This is a genomic window from Thermoanaerobacter sp. X514, from assembly GCF_000019065.1.
Taxonomy (GTDB): Bacteria; Bacillota; Thermoanaerobacteria; order Thermoanaerobacterales; family Thermoanaerobacteraceae; genus Thermoanaerobacter; species Thermoanaerobacter pseudethanolicus.
In genome coordinates this window covers 2400560-2415769 of sequence record NC_010320.1, presented here as the reverse complement: position 1 = coordinate 2415769, position 15210 = coordinate 2400560, and the positions used below count along the sequence as shown (strand labels likewise).

At 42.8% G+C, this 15210-nt stretch carries 14 protein-coding genes; all 14 read left to right on the top strand.

The features are described 5' to 3' along the window. Nucleotides 1-211: 211 nt before the first annotated feature. The 14 genes from TETH514_RS11905 to TETH514_RS11840 all read left to right on the top strand — a co-directional run bounded on the left by TETH514_RS11905 (nucleotide 212) and on the right by TETH514_RS11840 (nucleotide 15145). Entirely contained in the window at nucleotides 212-1441 is a 1230-nt protein-coding gene (locus tag TETH514_RS11905; RefSeq protein ID WP_009052081.1) for a uracil-xanthine permease family protein, read from the top strand. 245 nt (nucleotides 1442-1686) lie between these two features. Then, the gene (locus TETH514_RS11900; RefSeq protein ID WP_003867831.1) at nucleotides 1687-2010 is read left to right on the top strand and encodes a hypothetical protein; all 324 of its coding nucleotides are present in this window, start codon (nucleotides 1687-1689) and stop codon (nucleotides 2008-2010) included. Continuing rightward, nucleotides 1997-3928: a V-type ATP synthase subunit I gene (locus tag TETH514_RS11895; protein ID WP_009052082.1), complete on the top strand. Its 1932-nt coding sequence runs from the start codon at nucleotides 1997-1999 to the stop codon at nucleotides 3926-3928. The genes TETH514_RS11900 and TETH514_RS11895 overlap by 14 nt, the downstream gene beginning before the upstream one ends. Nucleotides 3929-3968: 40 nt before the next feature. Further along, on the top strand, nucleotides 3969-4451 hold the full coding sequence (locus TETH514_RS11890) for a V-type ATP synthase subunit K (protein ID WP_003867833.1): 483 nt from the start codon (nucleotides 3969-3971) through the stop codon (nucleotides 4449-4451). 12 nt (nucleotides 4452-4463) lie between these two features. Further along, nucleotides 4464-5066, top strand: a complete 603-nt coding sequence (locus TETH514_RS11885) for a V-type ATP synthase subunit E (protein WP_009052083.1) — start codon at nucleotides 4464-4466, stop codon at nucleotides 5064-5066. 5 nt (nucleotides 5067-5071) lie between these two features. Further along, a complete protein-coding gene (locus tag TETH514_RS11880; RefSeq protein WP_009052084.1) occupies nucleotides 5072-6076 on the top strand; it encodes a V-type ATP synthase subunit C in 1005 nt (334 codons plus the stop codon). Beyond that, the gene (locus TETH514_RS11875; protein WP_003867836.1) at nucleotides 6069-6398 is read left to right on the top strand and encodes a V-type ATP synthase subunit F; all 330 of its coding nucleotides are present in this window, start codon (nucleotides 6069-6071) and stop codon (nucleotides 6396-6398) included. Before TETH514_RS11880 ends, TETH514_RS11875 begins: the two co-directional genes overlap by 8 nt. Next, nucleotides 6395-8167: an ATP synthase subunit A gene (locus TETH514_RS11870; protein ID WP_009052085.1), complete on the top strand. Its 1773-nt coding sequence runs from the start codon at nucleotides 6395-6397 to the stop codon at nucleotides 8165-8167. The genes TETH514_RS11875 and TETH514_RS11870 overlap by 4 nt, the downstream gene beginning before the upstream one ends. Next, nucleotides 8160-9539, top strand: a complete 1380-nt coding sequence (locus tag TETH514_RS11865; protein WP_009052086.1) for a V-type ATP synthase subunit B — start codon at nucleotides 8160-8162, stop codon at nucleotides 9537-9539. Before TETH514_RS11870 ends, TETH514_RS11865 begins: the two co-directional genes overlap by 8 nt. Next, the gene (locus TETH514_RS11860) at nucleotides 9539-10168 is read left to right on the top strand and encodes a V-type ATP synthase subunit D (RefSeq protein ID WP_012268796.1); all 630 of its coding nucleotides are present in this window, start codon (nucleotides 9539-9541) and stop codon (nucleotides 10166-10168) included. The genes TETH514_RS11865 and TETH514_RS11860 overlap by 1 nt, the downstream gene beginning before the upstream one ends. Before the next feature lie 264 nt (nucleotides 10169-10432). Beyond that, nucleotides 10433-10972, top strand: coding sequence for a chromate transporter (locus TETH514_RS11855; RefSeq protein ID WP_012268795.1), 540 nt, complete (start codon nucleotides 10433-10435; stop codon nucleotides 10970-10972). Next, entirely contained in the window at nucleotides 10969-11487 is a 519-nt protein-coding gene (locus TETH514_RS11850) for a chromate transporter (RefSeq protein WP_003867841.1), read from the top strand. The genes TETH514_RS11855 and TETH514_RS11850 overlap by 4 nt, the downstream gene beginning before the upstream one ends. Before the next feature lie 194 nt (nucleotides 11488-11681). Continuing rightward, nucleotides 11682-13490, top strand: a complete 1809-nt coding sequence (gene pepF / locus TETH514_RS11845) for an oligoendopeptidase F (RefSeq protein ID WP_009052089.1) — start codon at nucleotides 11682-11684, stop codon at nucleotides 13488-13490. 296 nt (nucleotides 13491-13786) lie between these two features. Further along, nucleotides 13787-15145 carry an FAD-dependent oxidoreductase gene (locus TETH514_RS11840; protein ID WP_009052090.1) on the top strand — a complete coding sequence of 453 codons (1359 nt, stop codon included), beginning with the start codon at nucleotides 13787-13789 and terminating at the stop codon, nucleotides 15143-15145. Nucleotides 15146-15210: the final 65 nt, after the last annotated feature.

Genomic DNA, 15210 nt, shown 5'->3' with positions numbered 1-15210 from the left:
TGACAACTTTCCTTGTTCATGATAATATACTAAAAGAAGCGAAAGTGAATAAAGTTGGCCTTTAAACTGGTCCTGTGAGGCTAGTAAGGCGAAGAGGGATTTACGTAAAGAAGAGAGAAAGCCTTTCTCCGCCTGATGGGAAAGGCTTTTTTGATGAGGAAAAGCCTCTGCTACTCACAGCAGAGGCTTAATTTTTGAGAGGAGGAAAATTATGAAAGTACTTACTGTAGGTACAAAAGAATTGTCAGGTCCGATAAAGGAGGGAGACAAAATTTCTCTGCTACAGCTTCTTATTCTAGGATTACAACATACTTTTACGATGTTCGGTGCCACAGTATTGGTGCCACTGCTTACCGGGCTTGATGTGGGAGTAGCTCTTTTTACTGCGGGGATTGGGACTCTCTGGTTTCACTTGGTTACAAAAAGAAAAGTTCCCATTTTTCTAGGTTCTTCCTTTGCTTTCATTGCACCAGTGGCACTAGTGGTAAAACAGTGGGGAGTTCCGGCGGCCCAGGGGGGCATCATTGTGGCCGGCTTGCTTTACGGGTTGATGGCGGTGCTGGTTTACTTTCTGGGGCGCGAATTCATGGAAAACCTTCTGCCACCGGTGGTGACCGGTCCGATAATAATGGTCATAGGTCTCAACCTGGCACCGGTAGCAATCAAAAGCGCCTCTCAAAACTGGATGGTTGCCTTGATAGTGCTTACTACGGTAATACTTGTCAGCATGTATGGCAGGGGATTTTTCAAACTGGTACCGGTGCTCGTGGGATTAATTGTAGGTTATGGGGTGAGTTTGATTTTCGGAATCGTGGACTTGAAACCTGTGCAGGAGGCGGCGTTGTTTGCCGTGCCGGCCTTTACCAAACCCGAATTCAACCCGGCGGCCATTGGCCTTATTGCGCCTGTGGCGGTGGCTACTATAGTGGAACACGTGGGCGATGTGCTTGCTGTGGGAGCTACGGTGCAGAAGGACTTTGTAAAAGACCCAGGCCTTCATAGGACTCTAATAGGCGATGGTATAGCCACATCCTTGGCGGGTCTATTTGGAGGCCCGGCCAACACCACCTATTCTGAAAACACTGGCGTTTTAGCGTTGACTGGAGTCTGGAAACCCGAGGTGATGAGGGTGGCAGCAGTCATGGCTATGATACTTTCTACCTGTCAGAAACTTACTGCCCTAATAAGGACAGTGCCAGAGCCAGTCATAGGCGGCATATCTATAATCCTGTTTGGCATGATAGCCAGCATCGGCATCAGGACCGTTGTGGAGAACGCCGTAGATTTCAAAAAGTCAAGAAACCTTATAATATCTAGCGCTATTCTAGTCTTTGGCATAGGTGGTGCTGTAGTGAACCTGTGGGGTGGCATTCAGTTGGGAGGTGTAGGTCTGGCTGCTATTATCGGCATAATATTAAACCAGGTGCTGCCAAAAGAATAATTTGAGCGGGGATTATATTTCCCTGCTTTTTTATTTACTATGTTATATCCACTAAGTTGTGAAATTATCGTTTTATTTTTGCTTATTTATTCATTGTTTTGACTTTTTTTTATCAATATTGTATAATACGTATGTGTAAAGGCATAATATTAAAGCAATATATTACACTTTTAACGCAAATAGGATTTAACATTGCTTGCATTCTTGTAAAGAAAATTTTTTCTTACCGTGGAGGTGACGGATGGGTGAAAGAAATCCTGGAGGATATCAAAAATGCAGAAAATAGCGCCAGGGCAATGGTAGAGGAAGCCGAACGAGAAGCAAGGTCTATATTTGCTGAAGCTAACCGCGAAGCCGAGGAATTGATTTCTCAAACTCGCAAAAAAGGGGAAGAAATTGCTAAAAATATTATAGAAGATGCAAAAAAAGAAGCGCAAAAAGAATCGATGGCTTTAAAGGAACAGTATGAAAACGAAATTAAAAAACTTCGTGAAAAGGCGGAAGGCCGTATCCAAAAAGCTGTAGACTTAATTGTGGAGAGGATAGTGACTTTCCATGGCAATAGTTAAGATGAAAAAAATGTATCTCTTTGGTCTGAACGAGGAGCGGGACAAAATAGTTGGTGTCCTGCAGAAATTGGGAGCAGCTGAAATTGCAGATTTGAAAGAAGAAGATATTGATATAGACATTACAGAACATAAATTTCCAGAGCAAGTGGGTAACGAGCTATCGAAGCTCGAATTAAAGCTTAGTAGACTAAAATATGCTATTGATTTTTTGAAACCTTATGGCAAGGAGTTAAATCCATTAATCTACGGTAGACCCAAGATAAGCAGGGAGAAATTGCAAGATCTCCTTAATCGGGAGAGGGAAGTTTTTGATCTAATAGACTCACTTTCTGGCCTTGACCAGAAACTTTCTAGGCTCAAAACGGAAGAATCCAGAATAAGAAACCAGGTTGAATTAATTAAACCTTGGGAGCGATTGGATATCCCTGTAGAGGAACTAGGTGAAACCGGTAGTGTGGAAGCACGAGCTGTGGTAGTTTCAAAAAAGAATTTTAAAGCATTCAGGGATAAAATGGCTGAAAAAGAACTAGCCGTGGAGATAATCCCGGTAGAGGAAGGTCGGGAAGAGGGCTTTTTATTAATAGTCTATCACGTTTCGGCAAAATCGGATATTCAAGAAGTATTTAAGGAATTTTCCGTTGATACAGAGAGATTTGAGGGATTTACAGGGACTCCGGCGAAGATACTTGCCGAGCTTCAGGAAAGGTTAAAAGCCATCGAAACCGAAAGGCAAAGAATAAAGGCAGAAATCTCTACGCTAGTGAATCGGCTACTAGACATAAAGGCTCTTTACGATTACTGGTTTGTGGAAAGACAGAAAAAAGAGAACTTCATGAAAATGGCAGGTACTGAAAAAGTCTTCCTGATGAAAGCCTGGGTTCCCGAGCCTTCGGTGGGAGCTGTAAAAGAGGCGATCACCTCCGTCACCAGTGCTGCTCACATAATTTTTACAGAACCGTCAGAAGAGGACGACATACCAGTGGTTTTGTCAAACCCGAGGTTAGTACAGCCTTTTGAGATAATAACCGAGCTCTACAGTCTTCCCAATCCCAGGGAAATAGATCCCAACGTGTTTATGGCACCTTTCTATTTTGTATTTTTTGGTATGATGGTCAGTGACGCCGCTTACGGACTGGTATTATCCTTGCTATCAGGACTTGCCCTCTGGAAGCTCAAACTAAAGGGGATGGGTAAAAAACTAGTTGAACTTTTGTTCCTGGGAGGAATATCAACTTTTATCTGGGGGATGATTTTTGGCAGCTGGTTTGGTGACCTTATTAAGGTTAAACCGCTTTGGTTGAATCCCCTTGACAATCCGTTGGCTGTTTTGTTTTTGAGTTTTGGATTAGGGCTGATACAGATATATACAGGTATAATTCTAAGTGCCTATAAAAATATAAGAAAAGGGAAGATTGTCGATGCCTTTATGGATGAAGGACTGTGGCTGGTGTTGCTGACGGGACTTGTGATGATGGCTTTTCCGAATTTTGCAGGAATAGCAAAATATATGGCTATTGCTGGTGCTGTGGGTCTTGTGCTGACGCAGGGGAGGTCCCAAAAGAACATTTTAAAAAAGTTTACGTCGGGACTTTTAAGCCTCTACAATGTTACTAGTTATTTAAGTGACGTGCTCTCTTACTCTCGTCTGCTGGCGTTGGGCCTTGCAACAGGCGTTATAGCCACCGTTATCAATACCATGGCGAGAATGTTAGGAGTAAATATATTCGGATATATTGCGATGCTGCTGGTGTTGATAGGAGGTCACCTTTTCAACGTGGCAGTAAATGCCTTAGGTGCTTATGTCCATAGTAGTCGACTGCAGTATATTGAATTTTTCGGTAAGTTCTACGAGGGCGGAGGCAAACCCTTCCAACCCCTGAGAATAGAAACAAAATATGTGGATTTGGAAGATAGGTAAAATTAATTTAAAAAATCAAACTTTTGAAGGAGGAGTTTATATGGATATCACACTTGGTCAAGTTTTTGCATTGTTAGGAGCAGCTATGGCGGTTTTTCTGCCAGGGATTGGTTCAGCCAAAGGAGTCGGTATGGTAGGTGAAGCTGCTGCGGGAGTAGTTACCGAAGACCCCAGTAAATTTAGCCAGACCCTCATATTACAGGCATTACCTGGAACCCAAGGAATTTATGGTTTGCTCACCGGTTTTGTGGTAATGCAAAGGATAGGAATCTTGGGAGGAAATTTGTTGCCTCTTACTACCTATCAGGGACTGTTAGTTTTTGCGGCCTGCCTTCCTATAGCTATAGTAGGATTGCTTTCAGCTATCTCTCAGGCTAGAGCTGCGGCTGCTGGGGTAGGAATAGTTGCAAAAAGACCTGAAGAACTGGCTAAAGGTATAACCTATGCTGCTATGGTTGAAACTTACGCGGTGCTGGCACTGCTCGCTTCGATATTAATGCTTTTTGGTTTAAAGCTGGCATAAGGAGTGCTTATAATGCAGGGTATTGCAAAGATTAAAGAAAAAATTTTTGAAGAGGCCACAGAGCAAAAAAATCGGATAATCGAAAAAGCAAAAAAAGAAGCAGCTGAAATCCTGGAAAAGGCGAGGAAACAAGCTGTACAACTAGAAGCCGAAGCCGAGAAAAAGGCCAAGAAGGTGGCCAGAGAGGAAAAGAGGAAAATCCTGTCTATTGCCGAACTGGAAGAGAGAAAGCGCTATTTGGAAGCGAAACAGGCTTTGATAAACGAAGCATTCGTCAGTGCGGAAAAAAAACTTTTAAATCTAGAGTCTGAAAAGTACAGGGACCTGGTTTACCGCATGATTTTGGCCGCTGCCGTTGACGGTAATGAGGAAATTATTGTTTCCGAGGCTGATAAGGAAAAGATAACTCCTGAATTACTTGAGAGAGTTAACGAAGCCCTGAAAAAGCAAGGGAAAGCAGGCAATATTAGGTTTTCGGGAGAAAAAAGAGCCATAAAAGGCGGATTCATATTAAAATCGGCGACGGTCGAGATAAACTGTACCTTTGATTATCTGCTCAAGGTTCAAAGGGAAGAACTAGAGACTGAAGTGGCCCGAATACTTTTTGAGGAGTGATTGCGATGGTTGTAGAACAGGACTTTTTATATGCATCGGGCAGAATAAGGTCTCTGGAAAACAAGCTGTTGAGCAGGGCCATTGTCGAGAGGATTCTTGAGGTAGAGGACATGGATGCAGTCATCAGGGTCCTCAGCGAGACAGATTATGCTTCAGATTTTGAAGAATTGGAAAATATATATGATTTCGAAAAGGCTTTAGAAAATAGCATGAAAAAAACTTTGGAGATGATAAAAGGCTCTTTGAAAGACCATAGGGCCGTAAGGTTTTTTACCTTAAAGTACGACTATCATAATCTAAAAGTCCTTTTAAAAAGTAGAATACTCGGCATTGATGTGCCGAAAAATCTTTCGACCTTGGGAGAAGTCCCTGTCGATGAGCTTTTAAGGTTGAATAAAGGAGAGAAGGATGTAGCCCTCCCGAAGTTGATGCGGGCCGCTTTTGAGAGGGCTGCCGAAGTTTACGAAGAAACCCTGGACCCGCAACAGGTGGACCTCATACTGGACAGGGCTTTATATGAAGAACTCAATCTTTTGGTCCAAGACATAAGCCACGATTTTCTTAAAAGTTATTTGGCCGCGATGGTAGATCTCACAAATATAAAAACGATGGTCAGGTTGAAATATATGGAGGCCGATTTAAGGGCCCTGGAGAAATCTCTCCTGCCCGGTGGCAGTATTGATCCAGAGTTTTTCGAGAAAATGTTTCAAGAACCAGTGCCAGTGCTAATTGAGGTACTGGCATCTTCCAAGTATTTTATGGTTGTTAAAGAAGGCTTGGAAAACTGGATGTCAACAGGTAGTCCAGCGGCCTACGAGAAGTTGGCCGACGATTTCCTACTTGATATGCTCAGAAGGGGGCTATATAAGCCTTTTGGTTTAGAAACCGTTGTGGGTTATCTTGGGGCCAAAGAGAACGAACTCAAAATATTGAGGGTTTTAATTGTGGGGAAAATTAATGGAATTTCTCAAGACATGATAAGGGAAAGGCTGAGGGATGTCTATGTATAAAATAGGAGTAATTGGAGACCACGATACAGTGCTTTCGTTTAAGTCAACGGGTATTGATACTTTCCGGGCCATTGATGAGGTAGAAGCATCGGATACACTCATGAAACTAGCTCGGGAGAATTACGCCGTTATCTTCATAACTGAACATCTAGCAGAAAAGATAAGGGATAAAATAGACTTTTTCAGGAATAAAATCTTGCCAATCATTACTTTGATTCCCAGCAACCGAGGTACTCTGGGAATCGGTATAAATGACGTGAGAAAATCTGTGGAAAAAGCTATTGGAGCAGATATCATTTTTGAAAGAGAGGGAAGGGAATGAGCCAGGGTATAATAACCAAAGTTTCCGGCCCCCTTGTGGTAGCTGAGGGACTTCCTGAAGCCAAGATGTTCGACGTGGTAAAGGTGGGTAATCAGGGTCTTATAGGTGAAATCATTGAAATACGCGGAGAGAGGGTATCAATTCAGGTATACGAAGAAACTTCTGGACTGGGCCCTGGGGACCCTGTGGTGTCCACAGGGGAACCCCTCAGCGTCGAACTGGGACCGGGAATGCTGGAAGGCATTTTTGACGGAATCCAGAGACCTCTTGACGTTATAGAAAAAAAAGTCGGCAGCTTTATAACAAGAGGCATAGATGTGCCTTCTCTGAACCGCGAGAAAAAGTGGAAATTTACGCCTAAAGTTAAGTCTGGCGACAAGGTCAGTGGTGGCGATATTATCGGCACAGTGCAGGAGACAGTTATAGTTGAACATCGCATAATGGTTCCTCCTGCTATTTCAGGTATTGTCGAAGACATCAGGGAAGGAGAATATACAGTAACCGAGCCTATTGCCAGAATAAAAACCGATTCTGGACAGATAGTGGAAATCACGATGATGCAGAAATGGCCGGTTCGAAAGGCTAGGCCATACAAAGAGAAGCTGCCCCCCGAAATTCCGATGCCCACTGGACAAAGGGTCATTGACACCCTTTTTCCGGTTACTAAGGGAGGTACGGCGTGCATACCTGGACCTTTTGGTAGCGGCAAAACTGTGGTTCAGCACCAGCTAGCCAAGTGGGCCGATGCTGAAATAGTGGTATATATCGGCTGCGGTGAGCGGGGCAACGAGATGACCGACGTACTCCTTGAATTCCCAGAACTTAAGGACCCCAAAACAGAGGAACCTCTCATGAAACGAACAGTGCTTATTGCCAACACTTCTAACATGCCTGTGGCAGCGCGCGAAGCGTCTATATACACTGGCATAACCATCGCCGAATACTTCAGGGACATGGGCTACAGCGTGGCTTTGATGGCAGACTCAACGTCCCGCTGGGCCGAGGCATTGCGTGAAATGTCCGGAAGGCTTGAAGAAATGCCGGGGGAAGAAGGTTATCCAGCATACCTTGCAAGGAGGCTTGCGGAGTTTTATGAGAGAGCTGGCAGAGTCATATGCCTGGGCAGTGACAATCGGGAGGGAGCTTTGACGGTAGTAGGTGCTGTATCCCCACCAGGGGGCGACCTGTCAGAGCCGGTTACTCAAGCAACCCTTCGCGTGGTGAAGGTGTTCTGGGCACTGGATTCGGAGCTGGCCTATGCGCGCCATTTCCCGGCTATTAACTGGTTGACGAGCTATTCGTTGTATTCCGATGTTGTGGAAGACTACATGAACAAAAACGTGAGCAGTGACTGGGGAGAGCTGCGCAGTGAGGCTATGAGGCTACTACAGGAAGAGGCAAGCCTCCAGGAAATCGTAAGATTAGTGGGTATCGACGTTCTTTCCACCAGAGATCGCCTAGTGCTAGAAGTTGCCAGATCCATCAGGGAAGATTTCTTACACCAGAACGCTTTTCACGAGGTGGACACATACTCGTCAATGGAAAAGCAGTACAGAATGCTTAAGCTTATAATGATATTCTACCAAGAAGCGCAGAAAGCTCTTGAAAAAGGTGTCCCGTTTTCGGAAATAGAGAAGCACCCAGTACGCGAGAAAATTGCCCGTGCTAAATATGTTGAAGAGTCGAAGTTGACTGTTTTCGACGAAATAGAGAAGGAGATAAAAAAGGCTATGCAAGGCCTCATCGAGGGAGGTGCAGCCGATGCTTAGAGAATATAAAACCGTTAGAGAAATTGTCGGCCCGTTAATGCTGGTTGAAAAAGTGGAAGGTGTCAAATACAATGAGCTGGTGGAAATTGAGACCGGCTCGGGGGAAATCCGTAGGGGACAGGTGCTTGAGGTCAACGGGGATAAAGCACTTGTTCAGCTGTTTGAAGGTTCTACGGGGCTTAATATAAACGACTGTAAAGTAAGGTTTGTCGGAAAAAGCATCGAGCTCGGGGTTTCTATCGATATGTTGGGCAGGGTTTTCGATGGTTTGGGTCGTCCAAGGGACAAAGGACCAATGATCATACCAGAAAAGCGGCTGGATATTAACGGTAATCCTATTAATCCGACGGCCCGAGATTATCCTTCTGAGTTCATCCAGACAGGGATATCTGCCATCGATGGGCTGAATACTTTGGTAAGAGGACAGAAACTTCCGATCTTTTCGGGTTCAGGTCTGCCTCATGCCCAGCTAGCAGCGCAGATAGCAAGACAGGCTAAGGTACTTGGTACTGACAGTAAGTTCGCGGTAGTATTTGCGGCAATGGGCATAACATTTGAGGAAGCTGACTACTTTATATCAGATTTTAGGCGTACCGGGGCTATAGATCGCACTGTACTGTTTATCAACCTGGCTAACGACCCGGCTATCGAACGTATAGCTACTCCTCGTATGGCGTTGACTTGCGCGGAATTCTTGGCATACGAAAAAGAGATGCACGTGCTTGTTATCATGACTGATATGACCAATTACTGCGAGGCTTTGCGAGAAGTGTCGGCTGCAAGGAAAGAAGTTCCTGGTCGAAGAGGCTATCCCGGTTACCTATATACCGACCTTGCAACGATATACGAGAGGGCAGGCCGAATAAAGGGGAGAAAAGGGTCTATTACTCAGATACCCATTTTGACCATGCCTGAAGACGACAAGACCCACCCGATACCCGACCTCACCGGGTATATTACTGAAGGTCAGATAATCTTAAGTCGCGATCTCTACAGGAAGGGTATCTATCCGCCGATAGATGTGCTTCCGTCTCTGTCAAGACTTAAGGATAAAGGTATTGGCCAAGGCAAGACTCGGGAAGACCATGCTGACCTTATGAACCAGCTATTTGCCTCCTATGCACGTGGGAAGCAGGCGAAGGAGCTGGCGGTAATCCTGGGTGAGGCCGCTCTTTCCGATACCGATAAGCTTTATGCAAAATTCGCCGATGAGTTTGAGGCCAGGTACGTGGCCCAGAGAGAAGACGAGGATAGGAGTATTGAGGAGACTCTGGCGATAGGGTGGGATCTATTGACGATATTGCCGAGAGCCGAGCTTAAAAGAGTAAGAGATGAATATATTGACAAATATCTTCCTGAAAAAGGAGAATAATGACAATGATACATGTAAATCCTACCCGAATGGAACTTACCAGCTTGAAAAAAAGGCTTGTGACCGCAAAGCGTGGCCACAAGCTTTTGAAAGACAAGCAGGATGAGCTTGTGAAGAAATTTTTGGACATGGTAAAACAGAATAGAGCTCTGCGGGAGGAGGTTGAGGCTGAACTCATCGGTGCTTTTAAAAGTTTCACCATGGCAAGAAGCCAAATGTCCGCCAACGTTGTTGAAGAGAGTCTCATGATTCCCTCTGCTAAGGTCAGTATAAACGTCAAAAAGGAGAACATCATGAGCGTCAACGTACCAAAGTTAGAGATATTACAGGAGGAGAGTAAAAATCTCTACCCTTACGGTTTTGCGAACACGTCAGCGGAAATGGACGCAGCCATACGTACTTTGGCGACCATGCTTCCAAAGATGCTAAAATTGGCTGAGCTTGAAAAGGCTTGTCAACTCATGGCCGATGAGATTGAAAAAACTCGCCGCAGGGTAAACGCCCTAGAATATGTCTTAATACCGCAGCTTGAAAATACTATAAAGTACATCACAATGAAGTTGGACGAAAACGAACGTTCAAGCCGCACAAGACTTATGAAGATAAAGGAAATGGTGATGAAGGGATAAAGTGCATGTTTCTTTTGTTAAAAGTTAGGGTGGGTATTTTTTGAATGCCCGCCCTTTATTTTAATTTTTCATACTTTCCTTGGTTTTCAAATTTTATAATTAACACTTATACTGATATATACTGATACTCTTTTTTATATTAAGTATACCATCTGGTAAGGTAAAAAATCGTGATATAATTGATTGAAAGAGAAATTATAAAAAGGGACGTGATATCCATTGAATGGGAAAATAAAAAAGCTGGAGCCGAGGGAACTTTTGCTCATGTTTTGGGCTTTTTTTAAAATCGGCGCTTTTACTCTAGGCGGTGGGTTTGCCATGATACCCCTTATGAAGGTAGAAATGGTGGATAAGCAGAAATGGATAAAGGAAGAGGAATTTTTGGATATAATTGCTGTGACCCAGTCGGCCCCGGGGGCAGTGGCCATAAATACTTCCATATACATAGGCTATAAACTGTACGGGTTTTTGGGCTCCTGCATAGCCGTCCTGGGGACCATACTTCCGTCGTTTCTGATAATACTATTTGTAGCTTTGTTCTACGACGACATTAAATCCAGCATCTACGTGAAAAAAGCCTTCAAGGGGATATACCCGGGCATAGTGGTGCTCATACTGGCGTCTGCTTTTAACCTTCGCAAAGCCGCTTTTAAAACTCCTGTGGGCGTAATAATAGCAGTCCTTTCTCTGGCAGCCCTCCTGATTTTTGACCTTCATCCTATAATAGTGATCCTAGTATCAGGAATATCCGGAATGTTCTTGCAAAACAGACTTCGGGATCCGGAGGAGCGTGGAGATAAATGATATATTTAAGCCTTTTCTGGGCGTTTTTTAAAGTGGGAGCCTTCAGCTTCGGCGGTGGTTACGCGATGATTCCCCTCATTAAAAAAGAGATTATAGACATCCACCACTGGCTCTCGGTGGACCAATTCCTAGATATAATAGCCATTTCGCAGATGACCCCCGGTCCCATAGCCATAAATGCGGCTACCTTTGTGGGGTATAAAGTAGGAGGATTCTGGGGATCGGCGGCGGCCACCATTGGAGTTACGGCCCCCTCTTTCCTGATTATAATCATCCTTGCCCTCTTGATAATTAGGTACCGTCACTTACCTTGGCTAGATGCCTTTTTTAAGGGAGTCAGGCCGGCGGTTATCGCCCTTATCGTCCAGGCGGCTTATTCCGTGGGAAAGAGCTCTTTTACCGGCATTAAAGATATGCTGGTGGCGGCGGTGGTCTTTGTTGGGCTGTACCTGTTGAAAATAAATCCGCTCATAATAATAGTTATGGCTGCGATTCTAGGTATTGTCATCTACTAACACCTCACAACCCGAATTAATTCGGGTTGAATTTGTTTTATTTACCATGAGTAAAGAATAAATAAAACTGTATATGGTAAAAACTCCTTAACACTTTAGAGTGTTACCTGATTAGGAGGTTTTATTGCAATAGTTTTGTAAGAATATTATAATTTGTTTAGATGTAAAAAAAATATTAGAAGGGGGAAATTTTGTTGAGTACGCAATTGTTAGAAAGAAAAGACGTAGATGTAAGGTTGACGTGGGATTTGTCGGGAATTTTTAAAACGGAAAAGGAATATGAGGAGGCAGTAGAGGAGGCTCAAAAACTCGCAAAAGAGTTGGAAGAAGAGTTTAAAGGAAAGCTTGATGCTCCTCAAATGATTAACAACTGCTTGGATAAGCTAAAAAAGTTAGCACAACTAATGATTCTTGCAGGTTCTTATGCACATCTTGCTGTTTCAGTTGACCAGACTAATACAGAAAATTTACAAAGACGGACAATACTTTCAAACATAGCCTCTGATATTGAAAGCAGGATAAGTTTTATAGAATCAGAAATTATAGAATTAGATGAAGAAATAATAAATCAAGCTATAGAAGAATCAAAGGAGAATGCCAATTACCTCAGAAAAATAATCAGAAAGAAAAAACATGCTCTTCTTCCAGAAGTAGAAAAAACTTTATCTGCTCTTTCGAGTGTTTTAGAAGCACCTTATCATATCTACAATATGGCAAAATTAGCGGATATGGATTTTGGCACCTTTACAGTTGACGGAAAAGATTATCCCTTAAGTTTTGCACTATTTGAAGGTAAATGGGAGTATGAAAACGATACAAAAGTTAGGAGAGCGGCTTTTGAGGCTTTTTCTAAAAAATTAAGAGAATATCAGCATACTATAGCTGCGGTTTACCAGACACAAGTGCAAAAGGAGAAGACAATAGCGACTTTGAGAAAATTTGATTCTGTAATTGACAGCCTTTTATTTCATCAAGAAGTAGATAGGGAATTATATGATAGGCAGATTGATTTGATAATGGAACATTTGGCACCTCATATGAGAAAGTTTGCAAAACTTTTGCAGAAAATACACGGATTAGAGGAAATGACTTTTGCAGATTTAAAATTAGAGGTAGACCCTGAGTTTGAACCGGAAATAACGATTGAAGAGGCGAAAAAGTACATAGAAGAAGGACTATCGGTTTTTGGAGAAGATTATAGAGAAATGGTAAGAAGGGCCTTCGAGGAAAGGTGGATAGATTTTCCTCAAAACAAAGGCAAATCTACAGGGGCCTTTTGTTCTACTCCCTATGGAGCTCATCCTTTTATATTGATTAATTGGACTGATAGAATGAGAGAAGTATTTGTACTGTCTCACGAATTAGGGCATGCAGGGCATTTTTATTTAGCTCATCAGTACCAAAATATATTTGATTCAAGGCCTTCTCTCTATTTCATAGAAGCCCCTTCTACTATGAACGAATTGCTTATGGCTAATTATCTAATGAAAAATACACAAGATAAAAGGATGAGAAGATGGGTGCTTTTTACTTTGATATCTCGTACCTATTACCATAATTTTGTAACTCACTTATTAGAAGCAGCCTATCAGAGAGAGGTATACAGAATAATCGACAAAGGTGGCTCTGTTCAAGCTCCTACTTTAAATAAAATAAAAAGAGAGGTATTAGAAAAATTCTGGGGAGACGCAGTAAAAATTAATGAAGGAGCAGAGCTTACTTGGATGAGACAGCCTCATTATTACATGGGTTTGTATCCTTACACTTACAGCGCAGGGCTTACTATAGCCACTCAAGTAAATAAGAGATTTTTGCAGGAAGGGCAAAAGGCATTGGAGGACTGGAAAGAGGTATTAAAAGCAGGTGGAACTAAGACACCAGTTGAACTGGCTAAAATGGCGGGTGTAGACATAACTACAGAAAAGCCATTATTGGATACAATTGAGTATATTGGCAGTGTAATAGATGAAATAATTGAATTAACAGAGGAGTTAGGAAAGTAGCCGATTAAGATTAATAAAATTTATGCTGTAATCCATCTCAATTCCTCCTCATAAGTTATTACTTACAACTACTTATTCTTGATAGTTAAAATAAAAGGGTAGGGGAACCTGCCACAGCAGTAGTGGGGTTGGATACCCCAGTTGCGTACGATGGGACTTTCAACATGGTTATATCGGGACCACTAAGCTTGCCAATTTATTGGCGATATAGTTCACAATTTTAAAGAGTTTGAAAAAATATAAGGTATGAGAGTATAATAAAGATGTGGACATAAGTACATAAAAGGAGGGAAACCATGGCAAAACGATATGTAATTGTGGGCGGCGATGCTGCTGGAATGAGTGCTGCCTCACAAATTAGAAGACAAGACCCGGAAGGGGAAATCATTGTTTTTGAAAAAGAAGGAGTTATTTCCTATGCCCAATGTGGACTTCCTTATTTTGTAGGGGGAGTAGTAGCTGAGAAAAAGAAGCTTATCGCTCGTACTGCTGAGGATTTTCATTCTCGCTACAATATTGATGTGCGGTTGTATCATGAGGTTTTGCAGTTTAAGCCACAAGACAAACAAGTTCGTGTATATCGTAGGCAAGAAAAAGAAGAGATTATAGTTCCCTATGATGTTCTCCTTATTGGGACCGGAAGTGCAGCAATTGTTCCACCTTGGGAAGGGCGCGATTTGCCTGGAGTTTTCACATTGAAAACTATGGGAGATGCAGAAAAGCTTTTAGCTTGGCTTGAAGAGCATACTCCTACAAAAGCAGTAGTCATTGGTGGAGGATATATTGGTTTAGAAACAGCTGAAGCATTACATACAAGGGGATTTAAAGTTACAGTTTTGGATTTAGCTCCTCAGCTTATTCCGACTTTTGATGCTCCTATTGCTGAAATTGTACAGGATACTCTTAAGCGACACGGCGTGGAAGTGTACTTAAATGAAGAAGTTGTAGGTTTAGAAGGGGATGAAAAGGGAGTACGGGCAGTTGTGACAAAAAATGGTTCTTTCCCAGCCGATTTAGTCATTATTTCTATAGGAGTTCGCCCAGTTAGTGAGCTTGCCAGAGAAGCTGGTATAGAGTTAGGCCCTCGAAATGCGATTCTTGTAAATGAACGCCTACAAACAAATATTCCAGATATTTTTGCCGCAGGGGATTGCGCTACTCATTTTCATCGCATAAAAAATGCGCCAGATTATGTGCCATTAGGTACTACGGCTAATAAGCAAGGGCGTATTGCCGGTGTGAACATGGCGGGTGGATATGCAAGATTTGCAGGCATTGTCGGTACGGCTATTGTAAAAGTTTTTGATCGCACAATAGCTAGAAGTGGTTTAAGTGAAAAGGAATGCGATGCTTTAGGTGTGCCATATCAGACTGTTTCTATTAAAGCACGACCTATAAGCCATTATTATCCTTGGGAAGATGAAGTTTTGACTCTTCGCCTTCACTTCCATAGAGATAATCGCAAGCTTTTGGGAGGTCAGATTGCAGGGGGTGGCGGTGTAGACAAAAGAATTGATGTTCTTGCTACAGCTCTTTTCCACGGTATGACTATTGATGACCTTCAAGCTTTGGACCTTGCCTATGCACCTCCATATAACTCAGTGTGGGATCCTCTCCAGCAAGCTGCAACAGTAGTACAAAGAGGGAAAGAATGATAGCACCAAGGCCTTACAATAAACGGTAAGGCCTTTTTATTATATCATATTATTTTCACTAAAAA